22 protein-coding genes and 1 tRNA gene are annotated in these 18,759 nt (G+C 63.4%); 6 read left to right on the plus strand and 17 right to left on the minus strand.

Annotated elements, in window-relative coordinates:
• The first annotated feature begins 82 nt into the window (after positions 1-82).
• The 3 genes from katG to LY254_RS06005 are packed head-to-tail and all read left to right on the plus strand — an operon-like array spanning position 83 to position 4,128.
• On the plus strand, positions 83-2,272 hold the full coding sequence (katG, locus tag LY254_RS05995; RefSeq protein WP_247479591.1) for a catalase/peroxidase HPI: 2,190 nt from the start codon (positions 83-85) through the stop codon (positions 2,270-2,272).
• 4 nt (positions 2,273-2,276) lie between these two features.
• Positions 2,277-3,131, plus strand: coding sequence for a hypothetical protein (locus LY254_RS06000; protein WP_247479593.1), 855 nt, complete (start codon positions 2,277-2,279; stop codon positions 3,129-3,131).
• Positions 3,112-4,128, plus strand: a complete 1,017-nt coding sequence (locus LY254_RS06005) for a hypothetical protein (RefSeq protein ID WP_247479595.1) — start codon at positions 3,112-3,114, stop codon at positions 4,126-4,128. The genes LY254_RS06000 and LY254_RS06005 overlap by 20 nt, the downstream gene beginning before the upstream one ends.
• Before the next feature lie 13 nt (positions 4,129-4,141).
• Here the strand turns inward: LY254_RS06005 and LY254_RS06010 are convergent, their stop codons facing one another.
• The 11 genes from LY254_RS06010 to LY254_RS06060 form a co-directional block, all read right to left on the minus strand.
• Positions 4,142-4,813 (minus strand): cysteine dioxygenase family protein, encoded by a 672-nt coding sequence (locus LY254_RS06010; protein WP_247479596.1) that lies wholly within the window; start codon positions 4,811-4,813, stop codon positions 4,142-4,144.
• On the minus strand, positions 4,803-6,326 hold the full coding sequence (locus tag LY254_RS06015) for a GNAT family N-acetyltransferase (RefSeq protein WP_247479597.1): 1,524 nt from the start codon (positions 6,324-6,326) through the stop codon (positions 4,803-4,805). The genes LY254_RS06010 and LY254_RS06015 overlap by 11 nt, the downstream gene beginning before the upstream one ends.
• A complete protein-coding gene (locus LY254_RS06020) occupies positions 6,323-7,312 on the minus strand; it encodes a DMT family transporter (protein ID WP_247479599.1) in 990 nt (329 codons plus the stop codon). The genes LY254_RS06015 and LY254_RS06020 overlap by 4 nt, the downstream gene beginning before the upstream one ends.
• Entirely contained in the window at positions 7,312-8,058 is a 747-nt protein-coding gene (locus LY254_RS06025; RefSeq protein WP_247479600.1) for a hypothetical protein, read from the minus strand. Before LY254_RS06025 ends, LY254_RS06020 begins: the two co-directional genes overlap by 1 nt.
• A 3-nt stretch (positions 8,059-8,061) precedes the next feature.
• Complete coding sequence (locus LY254_RS06030; RefSeq protein WP_247479603.1) at positions 8,062-9,159, minus strand: Rieske 2Fe-2S domain-containing protein; 1,098 nt, start codon at positions 9,157-9,159, stop codon at positions 8,062-8,064.
• The gene (locus LY254_RS06035) at positions 9,156-9,674 is read right to left on the minus strand and encodes a hypothetical protein (RefSeq protein WP_247479604.1); all 519 of its coding nucleotides are present in this window, start codon (positions 9,672-9,674) and stop codon (positions 9,156-9,158) included. The genes LY254_RS06030 and LY254_RS06035 overlap by 4 nt, the downstream gene beginning before the upstream one ends.
• Complete coding sequence (locus LY254_RS06040; protein WP_247479607.1) at positions 9,671-9,937, minus strand: hypothetical protein; 267 nt, start codon at positions 9,935-9,937, stop codon at positions 9,671-9,673. The genes LY254_RS06035 and LY254_RS06040 overlap by 4 nt, the downstream gene beginning before the upstream one ends.
• Positions 9,938-10,090: 153 nt before the next feature.
• Positions 10,091-10,258, minus strand: a complete 168-nt coding sequence (locus LY254_RS06045; RefSeq protein ID WP_010315027.1) for a DUF4278 domain-containing protein — start codon at positions 10,256-10,258, stop codon at positions 10,091-10,093.
• A gap of 108 nt (positions 10,259-10,366) precedes the next feature.
• Positions 10,367-10,588 carry a hypothetical protein gene (locus tag LY254_RS06050; RefSeq protein WP_247479610.1) on the minus strand — a complete coding sequence of 74 codons (222 nt, stop codon included), beginning with the start codon at positions 10,586-10,588 and terminating at the stop codon, positions 10,367-10,369.
• A 125-nt stretch (positions 10,589-10,713) separates the two neighbouring features.
• On the minus strand, positions 10,714-11,205 hold the full coding sequence (locus LY254_RS06055; RefSeq protein WP_010315026.1) for a photosystem I reaction center subunit XI: 492 nt from the start codon (positions 11,203-11,205) through the stop codon (positions 10,714-10,716).
• A 43-nt stretch (positions 11,206-11,248) separates the two neighbouring features.
• Complete coding sequence (locus LY254_RS06060) at positions 11,249-11,365, minus strand: photosystem I reaction center subunit VIII (protein WP_010315023.1); 117 nt, start codon at positions 11,363-11,365, stop codon at positions 11,249-11,251.
• Between the two features lie 107 nt (positions 11,366-11,472).
• On the opposite strand from LY254_RS06060, the gene LY254_RS06065 reads away from it, so the two are divergent.
• A complete protein-coding gene (locus LY254_RS06065; protein ID WP_010315020.1) occupies positions 11,473-11,949 on the plus strand; it encodes a hypothetical protein in 477 nt (158 codons plus the stop codon).
• Here LY254_RS06065 and LY254_RS06070 read toward each other — a convergent pair.
• From LY254_RS06070 to LY254_RS06080, 3 genes are read right to left on the minus strand one after another with little or no spacing between them, the layout of a single operon-like run.
• The gene (locus tag LY254_RS06070; RefSeq protein WP_247479612.1) at positions 11,907-12,875 is read right to left on the minus strand and encodes a glycosyltransferase family 2 protein; all 969 of its coding nucleotides are present in this window, start codon (positions 12,873-12,875) and stop codon (positions 11,907-11,909) included. The genes LY254_RS06065 and LY254_RS06070 overlap by 43 nt on opposite strands.
• A gap of 51 nt (positions 12,876-12,926) precedes the next feature.
• Positions 12,927-14,006: a DUF819 family protein gene (locus LY254_RS06075; protein WP_247479614.1), complete on the minus strand. Its 1,080-nt coding sequence runs from the start codon at positions 14,004-14,006 to the stop codon at positions 12,927-12,929.
• Complete coding sequence (locus tag LY254_RS06080; protein WP_247479616.1) at positions 14,006-14,758, minus strand: C40 family peptidase; 753 nt, start codon at positions 14,756-14,758, stop codon at positions 14,006-14,008. Before LY254_RS06080 ends, LY254_RS06075 begins: the two co-directional genes overlap by 1 nt.
• A gap of 17 nt (positions 14,759-14,775) precedes the next feature.
• On the opposite strand from LY254_RS06080, the gene LY254_RS06085 reads away from it, so the two are divergent.
• Entirely contained in the window at positions 14,776-15,669 is an 894-nt protein-coding gene (locus LY254_RS06085; protein ID WP_247479618.1) for a serine hydrolase, read from the plus strand.
• 60 nt (positions 15,670-15,729) lie between these two features.
• Here LY254_RS06085 and LY254_RS06090 read toward each other — a convergent pair.
• Positions 15,730-15,818 (minus strand) — tRNA-Ser (locus LY254_RS06090).
• A gap of 18 nt (positions 15,819-15,836) precedes the next feature.
• The gene (gene alr, locus LY254_RS06095; protein ID WP_247479620.1) at positions 15,837-17,054 is read right to left on the minus strand and encodes an alanine racemase; all 1,218 of its coding nucleotides are present in this window, start codon (positions 17,052-17,054) and stop codon (positions 15,837-15,839) included.
• A 74-nt stretch (positions 17,055-17,128) separates the two neighbouring features.
• Between alr and LY254_RS06100 the strand changes: the two genes are divergently transcribed.
• Positions 17,129-17,647 (plus strand): HNH endonuclease, encoded by a 519-nt coding sequence (locus LY254_RS06100; protein WP_010315006.1) that lies wholly within the window; start codon positions 17,129-17,131, stop codon positions 17,645-17,647.
• Here the strand turns inward: LY254_RS06100 and prfA are convergent.
• Complete coding sequence (gene prfA, locus LY254_RS06105) at positions 17,640-18,743, minus strand: peptide chain release factor 1 (RefSeq protein WP_247479622.1); 1,104 nt, start codon at positions 18,741-18,743, stop codon at positions 17,640-17,642. The genes LY254_RS06100 and prfA overlap by 8 nt on opposite strands.
• Positions 18,744-18,759: the final 16 nt, after the last annotated feature.

Raw genomic sequence — 18,759 nt, forward strand, 5'->3', positions numbered from 1 at the left:
CATAGATCGCCGTAAATCAAGAACTTTTTGGCGTGCCAACTAATTTTTAAGCCAAGGAGATTGAGCCACTCGGCTGAACGTCATGAGTGAACTGAAGTGCCCCTTCAGTGGACATGTTGGCGCCGTCACCGCCGCGAGCCAAGCGGAGCAAGGGCAATGGTGGCCCAACCAACTCGACCTGACGCTGCTGCATCAACACGGAGTCGCGAGCAACCCCTTGGGGCCCGACTTTGACTACTCCGCTGAATTCCAGAAACTCGACTACGCCGCTCTCAAGGGAGATCTGCTGGCGTTGATGACCGACTCGCAGCCCTGGTGGCCTGCGGACTGGGGGCATTACGGCGCACTCTTTATCCGCATGGCCTGGCATAGCGCCGGCACCTATCGCCTCATCGATGGTCGCGGTGGCGCGGGACACGGCAACCAGCGCTTCTCCCCGTTGAACAGCTGGCCGGACAACACCAATCTCGACAAAGCCCGGCGCCTGCTTTGGCCGATCAAGCAGAAATACGGCAACGGCATCTCCTGGGCCGATCTGATCATCCTCACGGGGAATGTGGCCCTGGAGTCGATGGGCTTTCCCACCTTTGGTTTTGCGGGCGGCCGCGTTGACCATTGGGCCCCAGAGGCCGATGTCTTCTGGGGCCGCGAGACCCAGTGGTTAAGCGATCAGCGCCACCAGGAGGACGGCACGCTTGATCAGCCCCTCGCCGCCGTTGAGATGGGGCTGATCTATGTGAATCCGGAAGGCCCTGAGGGCCATCCCGATCCGGTGGCCTCAGGCAAGGATGTGCGCGACACCTTTGCCCGCATGGGCATGACGGTCGAAGAAACCGTGGCCCTTGTGGCCGGTGGGCACACCTTTGGCAAATGCCACGGCGCAGCGCCGGCTGAGCACCTGGAGGCTGAGCCGGAAGGTGCAGGCCTCGAGCACCAGGGCCTGGGTTGGCAGAACCGCTTTGGCAGTGGCTGCGCCGAGCACACGATCACCAGCGGCATCGAAGGGGCCTGGAAACCCAACCCCACCCGCTGGGATCGGGGCTATTTCGAAATGATGTTCACCTATGAATGGGAGCTGACCAAAAGTCCAGCCGGAGCCTGGCAGTGGGTGGCCAAGGACGTGCGGCCTGAACACCTGATTCCCGATGCCCACGTCCCAGGGAGGACCGCCGCGCCGATCATGACCACGGCTGATCTCTCGCTGCGCCATGACCCGGTGATGGCGCCGATCGCCCGGCGCTTCCACCAGGACCAGCAGGCCTTCGCCGACACCTTCGCGCGGGCCTGGTTCAAGTTGACCCACCGTGACCTGGGGCCACGCAGCCTCTATCTCGGCCCGGAAGTCCCCAGCGAAGAGCTGATCTGGCAGGACCCCATCCCCGTTCGGAGTCATCCGCTCGTCGATGCCGCAGACCTAGTCGCCATTAAGGCTGACATTGCCGCAACGGATCTGTCGGTCGCCCAACTAGTCAGCACCGCCTGGGCTGCCGCCTCCACCTACCGCGACTCCGATCGCCGAGGCGGTGCCAACGGCGGACGCCTGCGTCTGCAACCCCAGCGGAGCTGGCAGGCCAACGACCCCGACCAACTGGAGCCGGTGCTCCAAGCCTTAGAGACCCTGCAGCAGCAGTGGAACCAGCGCTTGAGCGGCGGCAAGCAGCTCTCCATCGCCGACTTGATTGTCCTGGCCGGAGGCGTCGGAATCGAGCAGGCCGCACAAGCCGTTGGGCTCCAGGTCGAGGTGCCCTTCCATCCCGGCCGCAGCGACGCCAGCCAAGCGCAGACCGACGTGGCCGCCTTCGGTGTGCTGCAACCACTGGCCGATGGGTTCCGCAATTACCAGCGCAGCGGCCTACCCCTGCGCGCCGAAGAGCTCCTGCTCGATCGGGCTCAGCAACTGAGCCTGAGCGCCCCGGAGATGACCGTCTTAGTCGGTGGCCTGCGGGTTCTCGGGGCCAACAGTGGTGGCTCGCCGCATGGAGTGTTCACCCACAGGCCCGGCGTGCTGAGCACTGATTTCTTCGTCAACCTGCTCGACATGGGTACCGCCTGGACACCTACCGATCCGAGCCAAACCCATTACGAGGGGCGCGACCGCACGAGCGGAGAACTGCGCTGGAGGGCCAGCCGCGCCGACCTGGTCTTCGGCTCCAACGCCCAACTCCGTGCCATCGCCGAGATCTATGCCCAGGCCGATGGAGCCGAACGCTTCGCCCGGGATTTCGTGCGGGCCTGGACCAAGGTGATGGAGCTGGATTGCTTCTGGTTGTAATCCGATGCTGAATTTCTCCAGTCGCAGCATTCATCAGGACCATCAGGCCACGCCCTGGTATCAACTCTGGCGCCAGCCTCTGGCAGCGCTTACCCGAATGCCATGGCCTCTGTTCTTCCTGGCGATGGCACTGATCTACTTCGCCCAGGTGCTGTTCTTCGGGTTGATTCTTCGTTTTGACGAGCAACACCTGATTGGCGAGCCGCCCATGGGGCTCTCCAAAGCCTTTGTCTTTTCTGCTGAAGCCTTTTTTGCCAATGGCTTCAACGGCATCGAAACCGACTCGGGCTTTACCTACATCGTCGGGATCATTGACATGGTGGCGGGGCTGATCACCCTCTCGACACTCACGGCCGTGGTCTTCTCAAGGCTGAGCAGCAATGAAATGCCCTTGCTGTTCAGCCGCCATCTCTGCATCAGTGACCTCAAGGACGGCTGCCTGTACTGCCGGTTTGTCACCAGTGATCGCAGCCAATGGCTCAATGTCAGCTACTCACTCTCACTGATCTATGACGACGAAGCCGAGCCGGGGGTTTGGCAAAGGCGGATCTGTTCGCTGGATCTGCTCAATGCGGGAACCCCACAACTGAGCCAAACGGCCACATTGACCCATCGCATTGATAAGGACAGCCCAATCCAGCGCCTCGGCTGGGAGGAATTACTACGCCGAAACGCTGTCCTGATGCCCTTGGTGGAGGGAATCGATGAAAGCACCGGGGCGGGACTGCTGCAGACCCACCTCTATTGCAACCGCGACGTCCTACTGGGCCATCGCTTTGGTGACCTGGTGAGCAGTGACAGCAAAGGGCGCAAGCAGGTCAATATCCGCCGGTTGAATCATGTCACTGCAACGCGCTGAGCGCATGGTTGAGCTAGCAACAACACAGGCGATTGAGACGCTGAGCGCGCGCTGGAATGAGCCTGAAATTTCAAGCGGCTCAGTCCTTCACTGGCTCGAGCAGTTTGAGGCCAGTGACCATGCCATTGCCCTGCAGTTACTGGACTGCATGGAGATGCATAGCTGGGCCCGCCTGATCAGAGAGTGCAGGCTTCTGCACGAACGACTCTGCAGTGACCTAGGCGAGGACGGTTTCGACATCGAGCACTTCTCGGATATCGACTTCACCCGAGCCTTTGTCTGCAAAAGCGGCGACCTGATTGCCTACGTCTACCGAAAGGCCAACCGCATTCCAGTCAGTTGCTTCAAAAACATCGAGGCACTCCACTCCACGTTCAGAACCGAGGCCGAACGACGGGCACTGGTGATCTTCGATGACTACATCGGCACGGGCTCACAGTTCCTCTTCCAATTCGTGGCGCGCTCCAGTAGCAACCGCAAACTGCTCCAGCGCTACCGGCGACTTCGACTCGCCGCCGTTGTGGTGCACGACAACGCGAGAGAGAAGTGGAAGTTACTGCAACATCAGCAGTTTCAACGGGTGATGGAGATCGAAGAAGCGCAGCTGACCTGCATGGATTTCAGCCGAGACCGGGGAGAACTCACCCAGGCCCTCTCCGAGCTGGATTGGAAGCGAGCCGGGCTGGTCGCCACTCAGCGGGATTTCCCTGTCACAGCCCATCCCAGTTTGCGGCCCGAACAGCGCCATCAACTGAGTCAGTTCCTGTTGAAACTGCAACAGTCGGAAGGGGCAGGAACGACCGAATTTCTGCTGGGGCACCACACGTTTTTCTATGGAGCACCCAATGCCCTGGCGCGGGTGCTGCTAGCTCTGTTCAAACGAATAGAGGACTTCACCGTCTATCCCAAAGAAGTCCAAGTGGGATTGCCCGCAGACATCCTCGATTACGACATCGATAACCCCGAATCCGTCACACCCTTTGGGCGCAGGGATTAGACACTGGGCGCGACTAGGCCGCCAATGCGAGCATCTGCTGAAGTCTCCAAGCCTTGAGCTGCGCTTGACGCTTTCGAATCGCTAGGTCCGCCGTCAAGCCATACTGGCGCCTCTCAATGTCTGATTCAGGCAACGCAAAAAACACGCCACCATTGGTGAACTGAATACACCCTTCACCCAGATCAAACACCCGTGCTGACGCCGTAATTGCACTGTGCGGTTCCCGACAGCCATAGACGTGCAGGCTCAAGAAACTCTGCTCCCCGGCATTGCCCATCTGATGGATCAAGGCCGGCGAGACCGCGCGCACCTGGCCGGGGCCGTAGGGAAGCGCCTGCTCATCGCAGAGGTGCAGCCGACGCAGGCGATAGCTGTAATGCTCAGCCTGACCAAAGCATTGGACCGCTCCCCACTGCGCCAAGCCATGGTCATGGATCGCGCTGAAGTCGCCGGGAAGCCAGGTCATCACCATGACCTCTACATGGCCGCCATGCCAAACCAACTGGCGGCCATAGCTATCGGAGGGTGAATGGCCGTAATCCGCCCAGGGCTCGAGTTCCTCGGCGCACACCCCTGCAGTGGCCATCAGCGAAAGCAACTGGTCAGGCTCAGGAGAACGCAGGGTGCTCAGACCTTCGATCAGACGCTTCAGCCCAGAACTGAGAATGGAATGCTCACGTTCCATTGATCAGCTCCGGATCAGCCTGCAGCAGACGCTGAAGAATCGTCACGTCGTACCAACGGCCGCGGAGGTAGCCGATACGGCGCTGAATGCCAACGCACTCGTAGCCAAACCGCTGATGGAAGCGAATGCTGTGGTCATTTCCAGCCACCACCTTGGCTACCAAATGAACGTAGCCAAGGTCCTGTGCCTTGGCGATCAACTGTTGCAGCAGTTGGGCACCGACCCCCTGGCCCTGAGCGCAAGGATGAACGTAAACCGAGGTTTCTGCGCAGCGGCTATAGCCAGCGCGGGGCGAGTAGGTCTTGAGCTCTGCCCAACCCAAGACCTCACCCAATCGGGTCGCCACCAAGAGACAACCTCGATCGCGCAGCTCCTCGCGTTTCTCAGCCACGGCCTGGGGAGGAAAGCGCCGCTCATCCATCGTGATCCCGCCTTGATCAATCGCCCGCTGATAAATCGCGGCGATGGCGGCATCGTCCCTGGGCTGGGCGAGACGAATCTGCAGCACTGCATCAGCCCCTGCGAAGTCCGCGATCCAAGCGAGCAAGTGATCCAGGGCAGGGGACCCACCCAACTGCTGCAGCCGCATAAAACCGCCGACGTTGCCAACGTTGATCTCGCTGACCCGCCAGGTACCGCAGTCGTCCTGGAGGAAGTCATAGCCAAGAACCCTGAGCCCCAAGGAGGCATAGGTGGGCCAGGTGGCTTCGATCGCCTGACGCTCTGCATCCGTAATCGCAGCCAGGGCACAGCGGCCACCAGCCGCCACGTTGTTCACCCAATGCCCTGTGACGGAGCGCCGCACATAAGCACCCAGGATCTGGCCATCCAGAACCACAACTCGCTTATCGCCCTCAGTGGTGCGCTGGAGAAAACGCATGAACTGCAGAGGCTCGTCCGTTCCCCGCTGGAGCTGCTCCAGCACGGCGCTCAGTGAGCGCTGTTCTGCCCGCTGACCATGGGCATGTTCAACGACATACAGGCCATGACTCCTTTGGAGTCGAAACACCCCCTGGGCTTGGGTGCTGTTGCCCTGTTTGGCAACCACTTGACCATGGCGCTCCAGAAAGGTGGCGATCTCAGTGGGGTCGCTGCTCACCAAGTGCGAGGGGAGGAAGGCCCCCGCCACCTCCGAGAGGAACTGCGGCTTGAGCTGCTGAATCTTGCTCGAGGGACGATTGAGAAAACGCAACTGCTGCTCGAGGCCCTGCAAAACCTGGAGGTAACCCGGGGGGAAAGGCTTCAGGCTCCGGCAGAAGACAACATCGATCTCACCGGCAACAAAGGGCAACGAGGCAGCCTTCCCCAGGGTTAAAAACGAAGGGTGATCAAGCTCGGCCGGCAGTGGCGTCAGCTGCCATTGGGACGCCAAACAGCCATTGATCTGATCAGCCGCCAGATGCAGGGGCTCTAAGGCGGAGTGCCTGGCTGCCGCTCTGTAAAAGCAAGGAACGTCGCCATCAGCGTCGGGGTAACGCCCTGGATCAGCGATCAACAGGAGCCTGGCGCTCATGTCACGGGTGAGATGGCATCGGCACCACTGGCTGCCAGTTCAGCCATCTGCTCACGCTCCTCCTTGGGCTTGGCGGGCTTCGTCTTGGCAAAGGCCGTGATCACAACACCAAACATGATCACGAGCAATCCCACCACTTGATTGCTCGCCGGCCACTGCCGGTTCAACAGGGCCGCGGCCAGGACACCAATCGCAGGAGCTGGGGTCGACCAGCGACCAACACTGATCGAATCCAGCTTGCTTGAGGCATCGAACCAGAGGAACTGGGAAATCACGATGATCAGCAAGGCGTAGATCACCATCACGAGCCAGAGCTGCCCGGCGAAGGCATCCGCGAAGTGATGCGGGCCGAAGACGATGTTGGCGATGAAAAAGAAGATCACGCTGGAGGAGGCATTGCGCACAAACACCAAGGCCCGCAAGGAGACGTCCTGATCCAGGACCGCTTTCCCCAAGTTCGCGGAAGCGGCAAAGACCACGGTCGAAAGAAGGATCAGCCCATCCCCCTTGTTGACCATCCAATTGGCACCAACAAGGGCCACTACCAAGATGCCGGCGATGATGAAGCTGAAGCCCAGCCACTCCCGCTTCGCGATCAACCGCCCAAACACAAGGGCCCCAGACAGGGCGTAGAGCACTGGAGCCAATCTCCCGAGCAAGATCGCGTTGGTCGATGAGGTGTATTCCAGACCGGTGTAAATCAGTGCCGAGTTCAAGGCGGCGAGGCCACCATCAAGAACCAAGCCCCAACGCACCCGCTTGGGCAGTCGTTTGAGGTCATTCCAAATGGGTGCTGGTTTAAACCAGATCAGCACCACCAACGCCGCGCATAGGTTGCCGACGAAGAGGACATTGCAAAAGGAGATCGGGGTTTCGGCGCCCTGACTGAGGGCGGCCCCATGCATCACCAAAAAGGCAATCAGAACCGGGCGCAGGGACGCCAAGACCCTGGAGAGCAATAACTCATGGCGGGGATCGAACTGCATCAGCCCAGGCGCCGGTAGGTCAGCGGATCAGCCTTCAGCGCCATGAGGTTGTCGTACTGAATGACTTCGCCCTCGATGGCAACGGCCTGAGCCACAAGATCAAGGACGCGATCATTCACAGTGCGGCCCTCTTGATCGATCAAGACCAGATCGAGCACCTCTCCCTCGGGGTTGTGGACATGAAAAACAGCAGGAACGCCACCACTGATGCAGCGAATGGCACAGCCCATATGGGTTTTCCCAGCGCCGGGCTTCATCACCCCTGAAAAACACTTGCTGTCGATGATTTCGCCCACCAGGGCAAAGGGGCCGAGGGAGGTTCCCTTCAGATTGGGCGCGGGCAGATCAGCGGGCTGCGGGATGGGCTGCGCACGGCGTGTGTTCATCACGCTCAAAGGCCCATGGCTGAAGAGCGAGCCCTTCAACTGCACCCACTGCCCCTGGTGCTGCATCACTGCCTCCGGTGGCCTGGTTTTTCCCGGGCCCGCCAAAAGGATGCGGGAGTAGTGCGGCTCACCTGGTGTTTGTCCTGGGCGCGGCACCAGCACCTGCGCTCCGCCTGGACCATCCAACAACAAGCCCGAGAGCTGTTTGATCGGTTGACGGCTACCGGCGCCGTACTGGTTCTGAAGACCGGGAACCCAGAGCCCCAGCACAACCATCACGCCAAGCATCAGTGGCAGGAACCAGCCCAGAAAACGGCGATGAGCCTTGGGGAGAGGTCTGTAGTGAATGAAAAAGTCCATCGTTCAGGCCTGCTGGGGAGGGCGGGGAGGCAGTCCGATGCGCACACGCCCCTGACGACACTCAACCGGGAATGTTGGAACGCATTCGGTAAACGGAGGAGGTGAGGCTCCGGTCTCTAAGCGGTACTCGTAGCCATGCCAAGGGCAGACGACACAGCCATTCACCACCCGACCTTCTCCGAGGGGGCCGTTTTGGTGCTGACAAACGTTGGAGAGGGCAAAGAGCTCGCTGCCCTGGCGGAACACGGCCACCCGCTCTCCCGCCAAAGCAAACACCTTGGCCCGGCCATCTGGGATCGCATCGATGGGCCCGAGATCCACCCAGCCCGTGGAATCAGGCTGCAGGGGGCGCCCATCAATCACCCATTCACGCCAACCACTGATCAGGTGAATGGCGAGCAGCCAGACCAGACCAGCCAAAACCAGGCCTGCCAACCAGGGGGATTGGTTGGTTTGCAGGGCACCCAAGAAGACATGGCCCACCAATGCCGCATAGCCGACATAGACCGCCATGTGAATCGCCTTCCAAACCGGGGCCGTCAGATTCGTCAGCCAAAAGTCATGGCTGGTGGCGGCCATCACAAACAGAACGGCCAGGCCGATCACCCCGAGCAGCTCAAAGGGGAACAGGGCAAAGTCATTGAAATGGCCATTGCTGGTGAACAAACTCACCAGCGGCTCACGGTTGCCGAAGTCGTTGTACCAATTCAGAGCCCCATGGAAGCTCCATGGGAACTGCGGCGCCTTCTGGCCGAGCCAACTCCAAGGCTCCCTGGGCAGATGCCACCCGTTGACATGCAAGAACCCCAATAGGAACACCATCACACCCATGTGACGGCGGTTGAACAGCAGGGTGTGAAACAGCGGATTCAACCGTGCCAAGGGCCCGATCGAGAGGGTCAGGTGCAACAGGATGTAGGCCGCACTGCCGTAGGCCCGAATTGCCGCCCCGTCGGTCTCGAGGGGAACATTGGCGGCCGCCGCCCACCAGTGGCTGATCCCCATGAAGAGCAGGAGATAGGCACTCACACCAGCTAAGAGGACGCCGTCATAGATGAGCTTTCGGCGCGTCCATTGCACCGCGACGTAGCCATGGCTCATGGCCGCTCACCTCCAGCAGACAAGGACGGCAACGCCCACGAGGCAACGATGCGCTGATCCAGCGGACTCACCAGCAACAACAGACCTGGCTGAGGAGACCGCAGCGCACGCCCGACCACCATCGGTAAGCGGTAGCGGTGGGTCCCAGCTCCGGCGAGGGAACCCAACAGCTGAGCCTGCGACAACGACTCAGGACTCCTGTCGGTCGACGACCAATAGAGCAGTGGATCCGCCAAGTTGAGGGGTTCCTCTGCGATCAAGCGCAACTGAAGCGTCGGGTCCAACACCAGCTGACCCTTCAGCTGTGTGTCTTGGACCGGCCAATCGAAGGCAAGGAGGAGATCTCCCTCGGCTGTCGCTCCACCCAGATCGGCCCGAGCAAACAGGGGTGCCGCCGTTGCTGTGACCGGCGGGATCTCAGGGCGCTGAACAAGTGCACTCACCGCCAGCCAAGGCAGGAGAACCCCAAGCGCTGTCATCAGCCAGCGATGGGTCTGCCGTCGACTGCTGATCATGCCCGTGCCGCCAGCCGGTGGGCATTGCGTTCAACGGCTGGCGGAGCACCAAGCCAGAGCCGTTTGATCAGCCAAGGCCATAACAAGGCCAGTCCGGGAATGATCAGGAGCCGGAAGCCAATATTTCTCCATCCCTTCGCGGAGAAATCGATGCGTTGAACGCCAAAGATGCTGATCAGGATCGCGATGACCACGCTCGTGGAGGCATAGGCCCTCAGGCCATCGACGCCGGCACGAACAAGCGGCAGGGAACCCTCAATCACCTGGCAGATCAGTCTTGTTCGCGAAGACTAGAGATGCTCAAACGAAGGCACCACTGCATTGACCACACGCTGAAACACCAGAGCAAGAGCAGCGCACGAAACAAAAAAAGCCCCGCAAGAGCGGGGCTTAAAGGCAAATCAATCAAGCAGGAATCACTTGACGTACTTGAGACCTCGGTAGTTCAGCTGAGGGTGCTTCTGGGAAACAGCCTCTTTGTTCTGCTGGTACTTCTGGCCGCGATAGGTGAGGGTCATGGATAGTTCCTCGGAGTCAGCCCAGGTCCCCGTTCCATGGCCTGGATCGAACTGCGCCTCAGGCAACCAAAAGGTGCCGAGGTGAACGTTTTGTAGCGGTTGCTACAGCACTGTTTTAGCCGCGCGGAAACCAGCCGCGTCGTTCAGGCGATTACAAAACTCCGATTTTGCCGATTAATCGCTTGGGCAGTTCTGCCGTGGGGTCAAAAAGAACAGCAAATCGCACTGAAAACGCGTGAAGTCGCTCAAGGCGTTCTCCACATCCCCCGGGTAACCCGCATCAGCCTGCGCCGAAGAGGGGAGCGGACCAATCGGCGGCGGCAGGGGCTCAGCCACAGCCACCCCAGGCAAGGCCGAGAGGGTCGCCGCAAGAACAACAGCAGGCCAACGCGTCATCACAGCACCACAGCTCTACTGACTCCATAGCCATGGCCCAAGCCAACGGCAAGGCATCAAAAAACCCGCCAGACCCCATGAGGATCTGGCGGGCAAAGGGTGAATCAAGGATGAGCTGGCTGGACTCAGCCGACGCTCCAAACACCACCGGCGATCTTCACCAGGGGAGCCACGATGGTCGTGCCGGCGAGGAACCAGGCGAAGGCGGCACCGCCGCAACCGCCGAGCCAGAAGCCGCTAGCGAACTCGGCCCAACCCGCCTTGGTGAACAGGTCAGCAGGGGGGTTGTCGATGGTGGCGTCAGCCGGCTGCACGTTGGGGCCACGGCCAGCGGTGCCGTAGATCGAGAGGCAGACCGTCAGGATCGAGACCAGACCCACAGCAGCCAGAAGACCAGCGGTGCTGGCGTACTCGGTGGCGCGAAGCGGGCCACAGATCGCGAAGGGGCCGTAGAGGAAGAAGCCATGGGCCATGCCCACTTCCAGACCGCGACGGTTGGGAGAGAGGGCGGGGCGATAAGCAGGCAGCGCACTCAGGAAAGCGCGGCTGAAGTAGCTGCTGTTGACGGGAGTGGCCAGATTGCCGACACAGGGGTCGGCCACGGGGGTCACGGTCATCGGGGGAAGAACGTCAGGTGGCGCGGAATGAAGCGGCGACAGCTCAGTCGCGGGCTTCGATCACGTTGAACAGCAGGGCCATGGCCACAGCAGGAGCCAGGATCCCGACAAGTGGCACGAACACCGAGGGCATCCAGGCGGCGACGAAATCTCCGGTCATCAGCGTGGGCCAATACAGCTACCGTTCGGCACTGTAAGGAGCCCTGCCGGAGCTGCTCTTCGGGGCCTCAAGGGGCGACATAAAAGTTCAGACCACACCCCCAGCCCATGACCCAGGCACTCACCGGCATCGTCATCGCAGGCGTCCTGGCGGCCTGCTGGGTCCTTGGCCGGCCCAAGCGCAACATCCTGCGCTCCACCGATGCGTCCGGCATCGCAGCCCTGAACCGCGGGCAGATGGAGCTGGTCATCCCTTCTGACGGGAGCAACTCCAGCGATCAGGGCAGCCAGGACACGGTCGTCCTCCCCGCCGCCAGCGACCGGCGCGGCCGCCACCAACTGCTGCAACAACTGGAGCAACAGTTCCGTGCGGGGGGTGAGCAGCGCCGCACGGCCATGGCCATCTGCCAGCTCTGGTGCCACCGCGAGGCCCTGCCCCTGATTCGCCGCGGCCTGCGCGATGCCGACCAGGTGGTCGCCCAGCTCGCCGCTGAAGCCATGACCCACTTCCGTGGCCGCAGCAGCCTGCCTGTTGCCTCGCCTCAGCCGCTCAAGCTGCCGCGCAACGTCTCGCGAATGCGGTAAATCGGACGGCCCTGACTCTCGTGATAGGTGCGCATCTGCACCTCCGAGAGCAGACCAAAACAAAAGAGCTGCACGCCCGTGATCAGGGCCAGGACCGCCACCAGCAATAGGGGCCGGTTGCCGATCTCCGCGCCCCCCAACTTGACCATCAGCAGATAGGCGCTCAACAGCGCACCGATGGCCATGGCGCTCAGCCCCCCGAAACCGAAGACGTACATCGGACGGGTCAAGAAGCGCTTCATGAACCAGACCGTGAACAGATCCATCAGCACCCGGAAGGTGCGATCGATCCCGTACTTGCTCTGGCCGAACTGACGGGCGTTGTGGTTCACCTTCACCTCGGCGATGCGGGCCCCTTCGATGAAGGCCAAGGCCGGCAGGAAGCGATGCAGCTCCCCGTAGAGGTTCATGTCCTCCACCAGCTCGCGGCGGTAGGCCTTGAGGGAGCAGCCGTAGTCGTGCAACCGCACCCCCGTCACCCGAGCGATGAGGGCATTGGCGATCTTGCTGGGCAGCAGCCGGCTGACGGCATGGTCCTGGCGCTGGTGCCGCCAGCCGCTCACCAGGTCATACCCCTGCTCCAGGCGCTCCAGCAGCATCGGGATATCGGCCGGATCGTTCTGCAGGTCCCCATCCAGGGTGACGATCAAGCGCCCGCGGCTGGCGTCAAAGCCAGCCGCCATTGCAGCGGTCTGGCCGTAATTGCGGCGCAACAGAACCGCCACCAGCTCTGGGGCCCCGGCGGCCTGATGGCGCAAGACCTCGGACGTGCGATCGGATGAGCCGTCATCCACCAGCACCAGTTCAAAGGAGCGGCCCAGGGGACGCAGGGCCAGCAGCAGCTTCTCGACGAGCAGCGGCAGGCTCTCCTCTTCGTTGAACAGAGGCACCACGATCGAGAGGTCTGGAACGCTGGCGCTGCTCAAGAGGGACGGCTCAAGTTGGCTGGAACCTAGAGGAAAGCGCTCAAAAGAGGCTCAGCCCGGCAGCAGCCAAGCCACCCCCAGGCCCAAGTAGGTCCCGAGCAGATAGCCGAGCAAACCAATCGCCACCGAAGGCACGGCCAATTCAGCGCGGCCAATGGCGGTCGCCAGAGCCAGGGCCGTGCTGGGGCCGCCGATGGAGGCCTGGGAGGCCACCAGGGTCTCAGCCATGGGCCAGCGCAGCCAGCGGCGGAAGATCAGAAGCAGCAACGCGGCCTGCACCAGCACCACCACAGCCGCATAGAGCAACACCGGCAAGCCCTCCCCCAGCAGGCCCGCCACCGGGGAGCTCAGGCCCATCACCGTGAAGAAGGGCTGAATCAAGAGCAAGCCAAGGCCATAGCAACCGCGACGGCTGGCGGGCGCCGGCAACTGGGCCACCAGCAGCGCGACCGTTGTGAGCACCAGGATCGAGGGGACGCCCTGCAGCACACCCGTCAGCCCCTGGCTCAACGCCAAGACGGCCAAGCCCCAAAGACCGGCCAACCACCAGGAGCGCTCCGGCTGATCGCTTGGGGCCTCATTCGCCCAGGTCGCCTCCGGGGCGGCATCCGCCCTCAGTCCAAGCCAGGTGCTGATGGCGAACCAGACCGCGAAGACCACGTAATCGGCGGCGGTCGCCAGGGTCAGCAAGGTCTCTGGGGGATTCAGCGTCCGGGCCACCGAGACGAAATTCAGGCTGCCCCCGGTGAAGGTGGCGGTGTACATCCCCGCCAGCACGTCCCAGTCCTCCCCGAGCAGGGGATGCAGCAACCAGCCCCCCAGCAGCACCCCCAAGACCGTGCTCAGGGCCGCCACCAGAAACGGTCCGAGCAGTTGCCGGGCCTGGGGCCAGAGGCGCCGGAGATCGACCGCCAGCAAGAGCAGGCCGATCGCCAGCGAGGTCAAGGGACCATTGACCCAAGAGGCGGCCTCGGCCTGGAGCTGCACCCCGGCCAGGTTGCTCACCAGCAGGCCGAGCAGCAGCACCACCATCGTCATGCCCAGCTGCCGGCCCCAAGCGGTGCGGCGCGCCAGCAGCCAGCCCAGGGCCGTGAGTGCGAGAACGAGAAGCAAAGACCAAACCATGGACATCAAGGCAGGGTGGAGCCGTCGTGGCAGCGCACCACACGGCCGGCGCCGCGCAGTTCCGTTCGGTAGTGAACGCTGACCGGATCGATCAGCTGGGGATCCAGACCATCGACACCCAGGCCATCGCGGCCGTGCTCCCGGCCAGAACTATGCAGGTAGCGGCCCTTCCCGAGATAGAGCCCCACATGGGTGCAGCGCTGGGGGCGACCAAAAAAGATCAAATCGCCGGGACGCAGCAGGCCATAGCAACCGGGCGCCACCGCAACGGGCTGGCAGAAGCGCTCCTGCTGGTAGGCATCCCGCGGGATCCAGACCCCCGCGGCGGCATAGGCCGCCTGGATGAAGCCTGAGCAGTCAAAGTCGGGCCCCAGGCTCCCGCCCCAGAGGTAGTGGTTGGCCTGCTGGCGCGCGGCCTCGGCAAAGGCCAAGACGGCCGGCAGGCGCCCAGCAATGGCCGACTCGGACCAGAGCTGCGCCCGTTGGCCCGCGATACAACGGGCATGGCCCAGCAGGTCCCGCGGATCAATCCAGCCGGGGTAGCCGTCCTCCAGCAACCTCACCCGCAGGCGCTTCCCGGTCGGCGCCGCTTGACCCAGAACCTGCAGGGCTCGGCCGGCCCAGGCCTGGGTGGCGAGGCCTGGGCCCGACCAATGGCTGTAGAGATTGAGCGGCGCATCGATGCGCCAAGAGCTGCCCGGGTGCAGCAGCTCCAAGGCCACGGGTGTTCCCACGGACAACCTGCTTAACCTCGCCATGACCCCGATTGGCTGCGATGGCGTTCTACTGCCCTGATGGGGAGATGGAGCAAGCACTGGTTGCGGCGATCAGCAGCCTGGAGCAGGAGGGCCGGCCGGGGCTGAGCGAGCAGCTGTCGGTCACCTGGATCCGCTACGGGCAGTCCCTGCGCGGCGGCTCCGCTGGGGAAGGGCAGGGGACCCACTGGCGCGGCAACCAAGCCCGCTATCCCGCCAGCGTGGTGAAGCTCCTCTATCTCCTTGCCGCGGAAGCCTGGCTGCAGCGCGAGCTCATCGACGACACCCCGGAGCTGCGGCGGGCCCTGGCCGACATGATCCGGGATTCCAGCAACGACGCCACGGGGCTTGTGGTGGATCTCTTGACGGGAACCTGCAGCGGACCGGAGCTGCCGGCAGCGGCCCTGCAGCAGTGGAGCCAGCAGCGCCAACTGATCAACCGCTGGTACGGCGAGCTGGGCTGGCCGGAATGGCCGGGCAATAACTCCTGCCAGAAGACCTGGGGAGACGGCCCCTATGGCCGCGAGCGTCAGTCCTACGGCCATGAATTGGAGAACCGCAATCGCCTGAGCAGCAACCTGACGGCCCGGGTGCTGCAGGCGGTCATGGCCCGGGAGTTGCTCTCCCCCAGCGCCTGCAGCCGGATGCAAGAGCTGCTCTCCCGCAGCCTGGAGCCCGCGGCCCGCGCCGCTGACCCCGAGAACCAAGTGGATGGATTTCTGGGTGGTGGCCTTCCTGAGGGCGCCCAGCTCTGGAGCAAGGCCGGCTGGATGAGCCAGGCCCGCCACGACGCGGCCTACATCGAACTGGAGGGCAAGGCTCCGGCCCTAATCGTGGTGCTCAGCGATGGCCCCGAGCGCGCCCAGGACGAGGCGCTCCTACCGGAGCTCTGCCGGCGCTTGATTGGCCTCTAAACGAACAAAACCCCAGCCCGTGATCGGACTGGGGTTTGATCGGGGTGTCCCGGTCGGGAACGGAGAGGGAGGGATTCGAACCCTCGACAGAAGTTGCCTCCTGTAACTCCTTAGCAGGGAGCCGCTTTCAACCACTCAGCCACCTCTCCAGTGGCCCGCAAAGACTATCAGGCGCTGGCACCGCGAACGGCCCGTTGGGGCAGCCGCGGCAAGCGGTGTTTGAAACCGCAGAGGATCTCCCAGGGGATGGTGCCGATCGGGTCGCTCCAGGCCGTGGGATCGATCCGCTCACCGGCCTCCTCCCCGAGCAGCGTGACGACGCTGCCGGCCTCCAGCTCCGGTACATCCGTGGCATCCAGCACCAGCTGATCCATGGTGATCGCCCCCACCTGGGGCACCCGCTGACCGGCGAAGAGCACCTCCAGCTGGTTGGAGAGCAGCCGCGGGACGCCATCGGCATAGCCAATCCCCACCACCGCCAGCCGGCTCGGCCGTTGGGTGATGAAGCGATGGCCGTAGCTCACGCCAACCCCGGCGGGGACCTCCCGAATCAAGCTGACCCGGGCACGGACGTGCATCGCCGGCTGCAGGTCCAGACCGGCACCCAGGTGATCCGAGGGGCGCTGGCCGTAGAGGGCCAGCCCCACCCGCACCAGGTCGTAGTGCAACTGACGGCTGCGCAGCGTCCCAGCGGAATTGGCCAGGTGGCGGCAACCCGAGGGCAACTGCTGCTGCTGCAGTCCCGTCAGGACAGAGTCGAAGCGCTGCTGCTGGGTGGCCGTCAGGGCATCCAGTCCATCTCCCGGGGCGTCGGCTCCGGCCAGGTGGGAATAGACCCCGGCCAGCTGCAGCGACTCCAGGCCGGCGATGGCCTGAACCAACCGCGGCCCCTCCTCCCAGGGCGCGCCGAGCCGGCTCATGCCGGTGTCCAATTTGAGATGGACCGCCAACTGACGACCGCTACCGCTGGCCAGGTTCTGGCAGAGCAACGCCTCACGCATGCCGCTGAGGGTGGGCATCAGCTGCCAATGCAGGCAGGCGCGCAACTCATCTGGATGGCTGAGGTTGCCCAGCACCAGGACGGGCTGATCCAGCCCCGCCTGGCGCAACTCCACCCCCTCCTGAAGCGTGGCCACCCCAAAGCAGCTGGCCCCACCGGCGGCGGCAGAACGGGCGACCGGGACCGCGCCGTGGCCATAGCCATCGGCCTTGACCACCGCCATCAGCGCAGAGCCCGGCTGCAGCGAGCGCCTCAGGGCCTCGGCGTTGGCCTGGATCGCCGCCTCATCGATTTCCACCCAGGCCCGCTGACGGGGATGGGGCTGCGGCGCCAAGGCAGCGGCCGCCGGGTCCTCGAAGGCAGCAGCAGGCGATGCGTCAACCATCCGCCCTTGGCAGTGCACCTAGCATGCATAGAAATTACGGGGTTGCCCAGCGCAGCTCCCCAGGCAGCGCTCCCATGGGCTCGGTTCTGGTTCTGAACGCCTCCTACGAGCCCCTGAACGTCACCACCTGGCGCAGGGCAACAGTGATGGTGCTTAAGGGAAAAGCCGAGGGGCTGGAGCACTCCCCCGGGCGGCAACTGCGTCCAGGCCTGGGACTGCCAACGGTGATTCGTCTACGGCAATTCGTCCGCGTGCCCTTCCGGCCACTGCCCCTGACCCGCCGGAACGTCTTCCACCGCGATGGCCAGCGCTGCCAGTACTGCGGCAGCAGCAGCGAACGGCTCTCGATCGATCACGTCCTGCCCCGCAGCCGCGGCGGCAGCCACAGCTGGGACAACGTCACCACGGCCTGCCTGCGCTGCAACGTGCACAAGGGCAATCGCACGCCCAAGGAAGCGAGCATGCCCCTGCAATCGGCACCCCGGCGGCCGCTCAGCGGTGCGGTCTTTGAGGCCCAACGGCAGATGGCCAAGGGCGGCCACCTGGAATGGGCCAAGTACGTGGACGGCTGGGAGAACCCGCTCGCTAGTTGACCCCGCTGGCCTGATCGGCCAGTTCCTCCAACTGCCGCCGTTGGTCAGCGGAGACGCAGGCGCCGATCAACTCAGCCAGTTGGCCCTGGAGCACCGGCTCCAGTGAGAAGTTGCGGCCGAGGCGGTGATCGGTCGTGCGGTTGTCTTTGTAGTTGTAGGTGCGGATCTTCTCGCTGCGATCCCCACTGCCCACCTGGGCCAGACGGGCCGAGCGCTCCTTGGCGTTGGCCTCGGCCAGCTCACGCTCATAGAGCTTGGCCCGCAGGATCTCCAGGGCCCGTTCACGGTTCTGCAGCTGGGAGCGTTCTTGGGTGCAGAACACCCGGATGCCGGTGGGTTTGTGCAGCAGGTCCACGGCCGTCTCCACCTTGTTGACGTTCTGGCCGCCGGCGCCGCCCGAGCGGGCGGTGCTGATCTCCAGGTCCGTCGGGTCGATCTGAACCTCCACTGGGTCGGCCTCCGGCATGACCGCCACCGTGGCCGTCGAGGTGTGGACCCGGCCCTGGGACTCGGTGGCGGGCACCCGCTGCACCCGGTGCACACCGGCTTCGTACTTGAGCTGACTGAAGACGCTGTCGCCCTGGATCGCCAGAATCAGTTCCTTGTAACCCCCCAGTTCCGCCTCCGAGGCACTGACGGGCTGCACTTTCCAGCCGACGCTCTGGGCGTAGCGCTCGTACATCCGAGCCAGATCCCCCGCCCAGATCGCCGCCTCATCGCCACCCGCACCGGCGCGAATCTCGAGCATCACGCTGCGTTCGTCCCGGGGATCACGGGGCAGAAGCGCCAAGGTCAGCTGCTCCTCCATGGCGGCAATCTGTGTCGCCAGACCGCTGAGCTCCTCTTGGGCTAGGGCCTCCATCTCCTGGTCGCCGCGGGACTCCTTCAGAAGCTGCCTGGCCTCCTGTTCCTGTTTGCGCCACTGGCAAAGCTGGTCGTAGCCCAGCACCAGGGGCTCCAGTCGGGCCCGCTCCCGCGCGATGGGCTCCAGCTGCGCAGGGTTGGCGGCCACATCCGGGTCTGCCAGCTGCCGCTCCAGGGTGTCAAAGGTGGTGCGTGCCGTCTCCAGACGTTCACGCAGGAAAGAAGCATCCATGGAAGCGGCTCAAGCC

Source organism: Synechococcus sp. NB0720_010 (assembly GCF_023078835.1).
GTDB lineage: Bacteria > Cyanobacteriota > Cyanobacteriia > PCC-6307 > Cyanobiaceae > Vulcanococcus.

Bases quoted from the DNA above. Each gene is read 5' to 3' on its own strand.
- katG (WP_247479591.1), top strand. From the start codon at position 83: ATGAGTGAACTGAAGTGCCCCTTCAGTGGACATGTTGGCGCCGTCACC.
- LY254_RS06000 (WP_247479593.1), top strand. From the start codon at position 2,277: ATGCTGAATTTCTCCAGTCGCAGCATTCATCAGGACCATCAGGCCACG.
- LY254_RS06005 (WP_247479595.1), top strand. From the start codon at position 3,112: ATGTCACTGCAACGCGCTGAGCGCATGGTTGAGCTAGCAACAACACAG.
- LY254_RS06010 (WP_247479596.1), bottom strand. From the start codon at position 4,813: ATGGAACGTGAGCATTCCATTCTCAGTTCTGGGCTGAAGCGTCTGATC.
- LY254_RS06015 (WP_247479597.1), bottom strand. From the start codon at position 6,326: ATGAGCGCCAGGCTCCTGTTGATCGCTGATCCAGGGCGTTACCCCGAC.
- LY254_RS06020 (WP_247479599.1), bottom strand. From the start codon at position 7,312: ATGCAGTTCGATCCCCGCCATGAGTTATTGCTCTCCAGGGTCTTGGCG.
- LY254_RS06025 (WP_247479600.1), bottom strand. From the start codon at position 8,058: ATGGACTTTTTCATTCACTACAGACCTCTCCCCAAGGCTCATCGCCGT.
- LY254_RS06030 (WP_247479603.1), bottom strand. From the start codon at position 9,159: ATGAGCCATGGCTACGTCGCGGTGCAATGGACGCGCCGAAAGCTCATC.
- LY254_RS06035 (WP_247479604.1), bottom strand. From the start codon at position 9,674: ATGATCAGCAGTCGACGGCAGACCCATCGCTGGCTGATGACAGCGCTT.
- LY254_RS06050 (WP_247479610.1), bottom strand. From the start codon at position 10,588: ATGACGCGTTGGCCTGCTGTTGTTCTTGCGGCGACCCTCTCGGCCTTG.
- LY254_RS06055 (WP_010315026.1), bottom strand. From the start codon at position 11,205: ATGACCGTGACCCCCGTGGCCGACCCCTGTGTCGGCAATCTGGCCACT.
- LY254_RS06060 (WP_010315023.1), bottom strand. From the start codon at position 11,365: ATGACCGGAGATTTCGTCGCCGCCTGGATGCCCTCGGTGTTCGTGCCA.
- LY254_RS06065 (WP_010315020.1), top strand. From the start codon at position 11,473: ATGACCCAGGCACTCACCGGCATCGTCATCGCAGGCGTCCTGGCGGCC.
- LY254_RS06075 (WP_247479614.1), bottom strand. From the start codon at position 14,006: ATGTCCATGGTTTGGTCTTTGCTTCTCGTTCTCGCACTCACGGCCCTG.
- LY254_RS06080 (WP_247479616.1), bottom strand. From the start codon at position 14,758: ATGGCGAGGTTAAGCAGGTTGTCCGTGGGAACACCCGTGGCCTTGGAG.
- LY254_RS06085 (WP_247479618.1), top strand. From the start codon at position 14,776: ATGGCGTTCTACTGCCCTGATGGGGAGATGGAGCAAGCACTGGTTGCG.
- alr (WP_247479620.1), bottom strand. From the start codon at position 17,054: ATGGTTGACGCATCGCCTGCTGCTGCCTTCGAGGACCCGGCGGCCGCT.
- LY254_RS06100 (WP_010315006.1), top strand. From the start codon at position 17,129: ATGGGCTCGGTTCTGGTTCTGAACGCCTCCTACGAGCCCCTGAACGTC.
- prfA (WP_247479622.1), bottom strand. From the start codon at position 18,743: ATGGATGCTTCTTTCCTGCGTGAACGTCTGGAGACGGCACGCACCACC.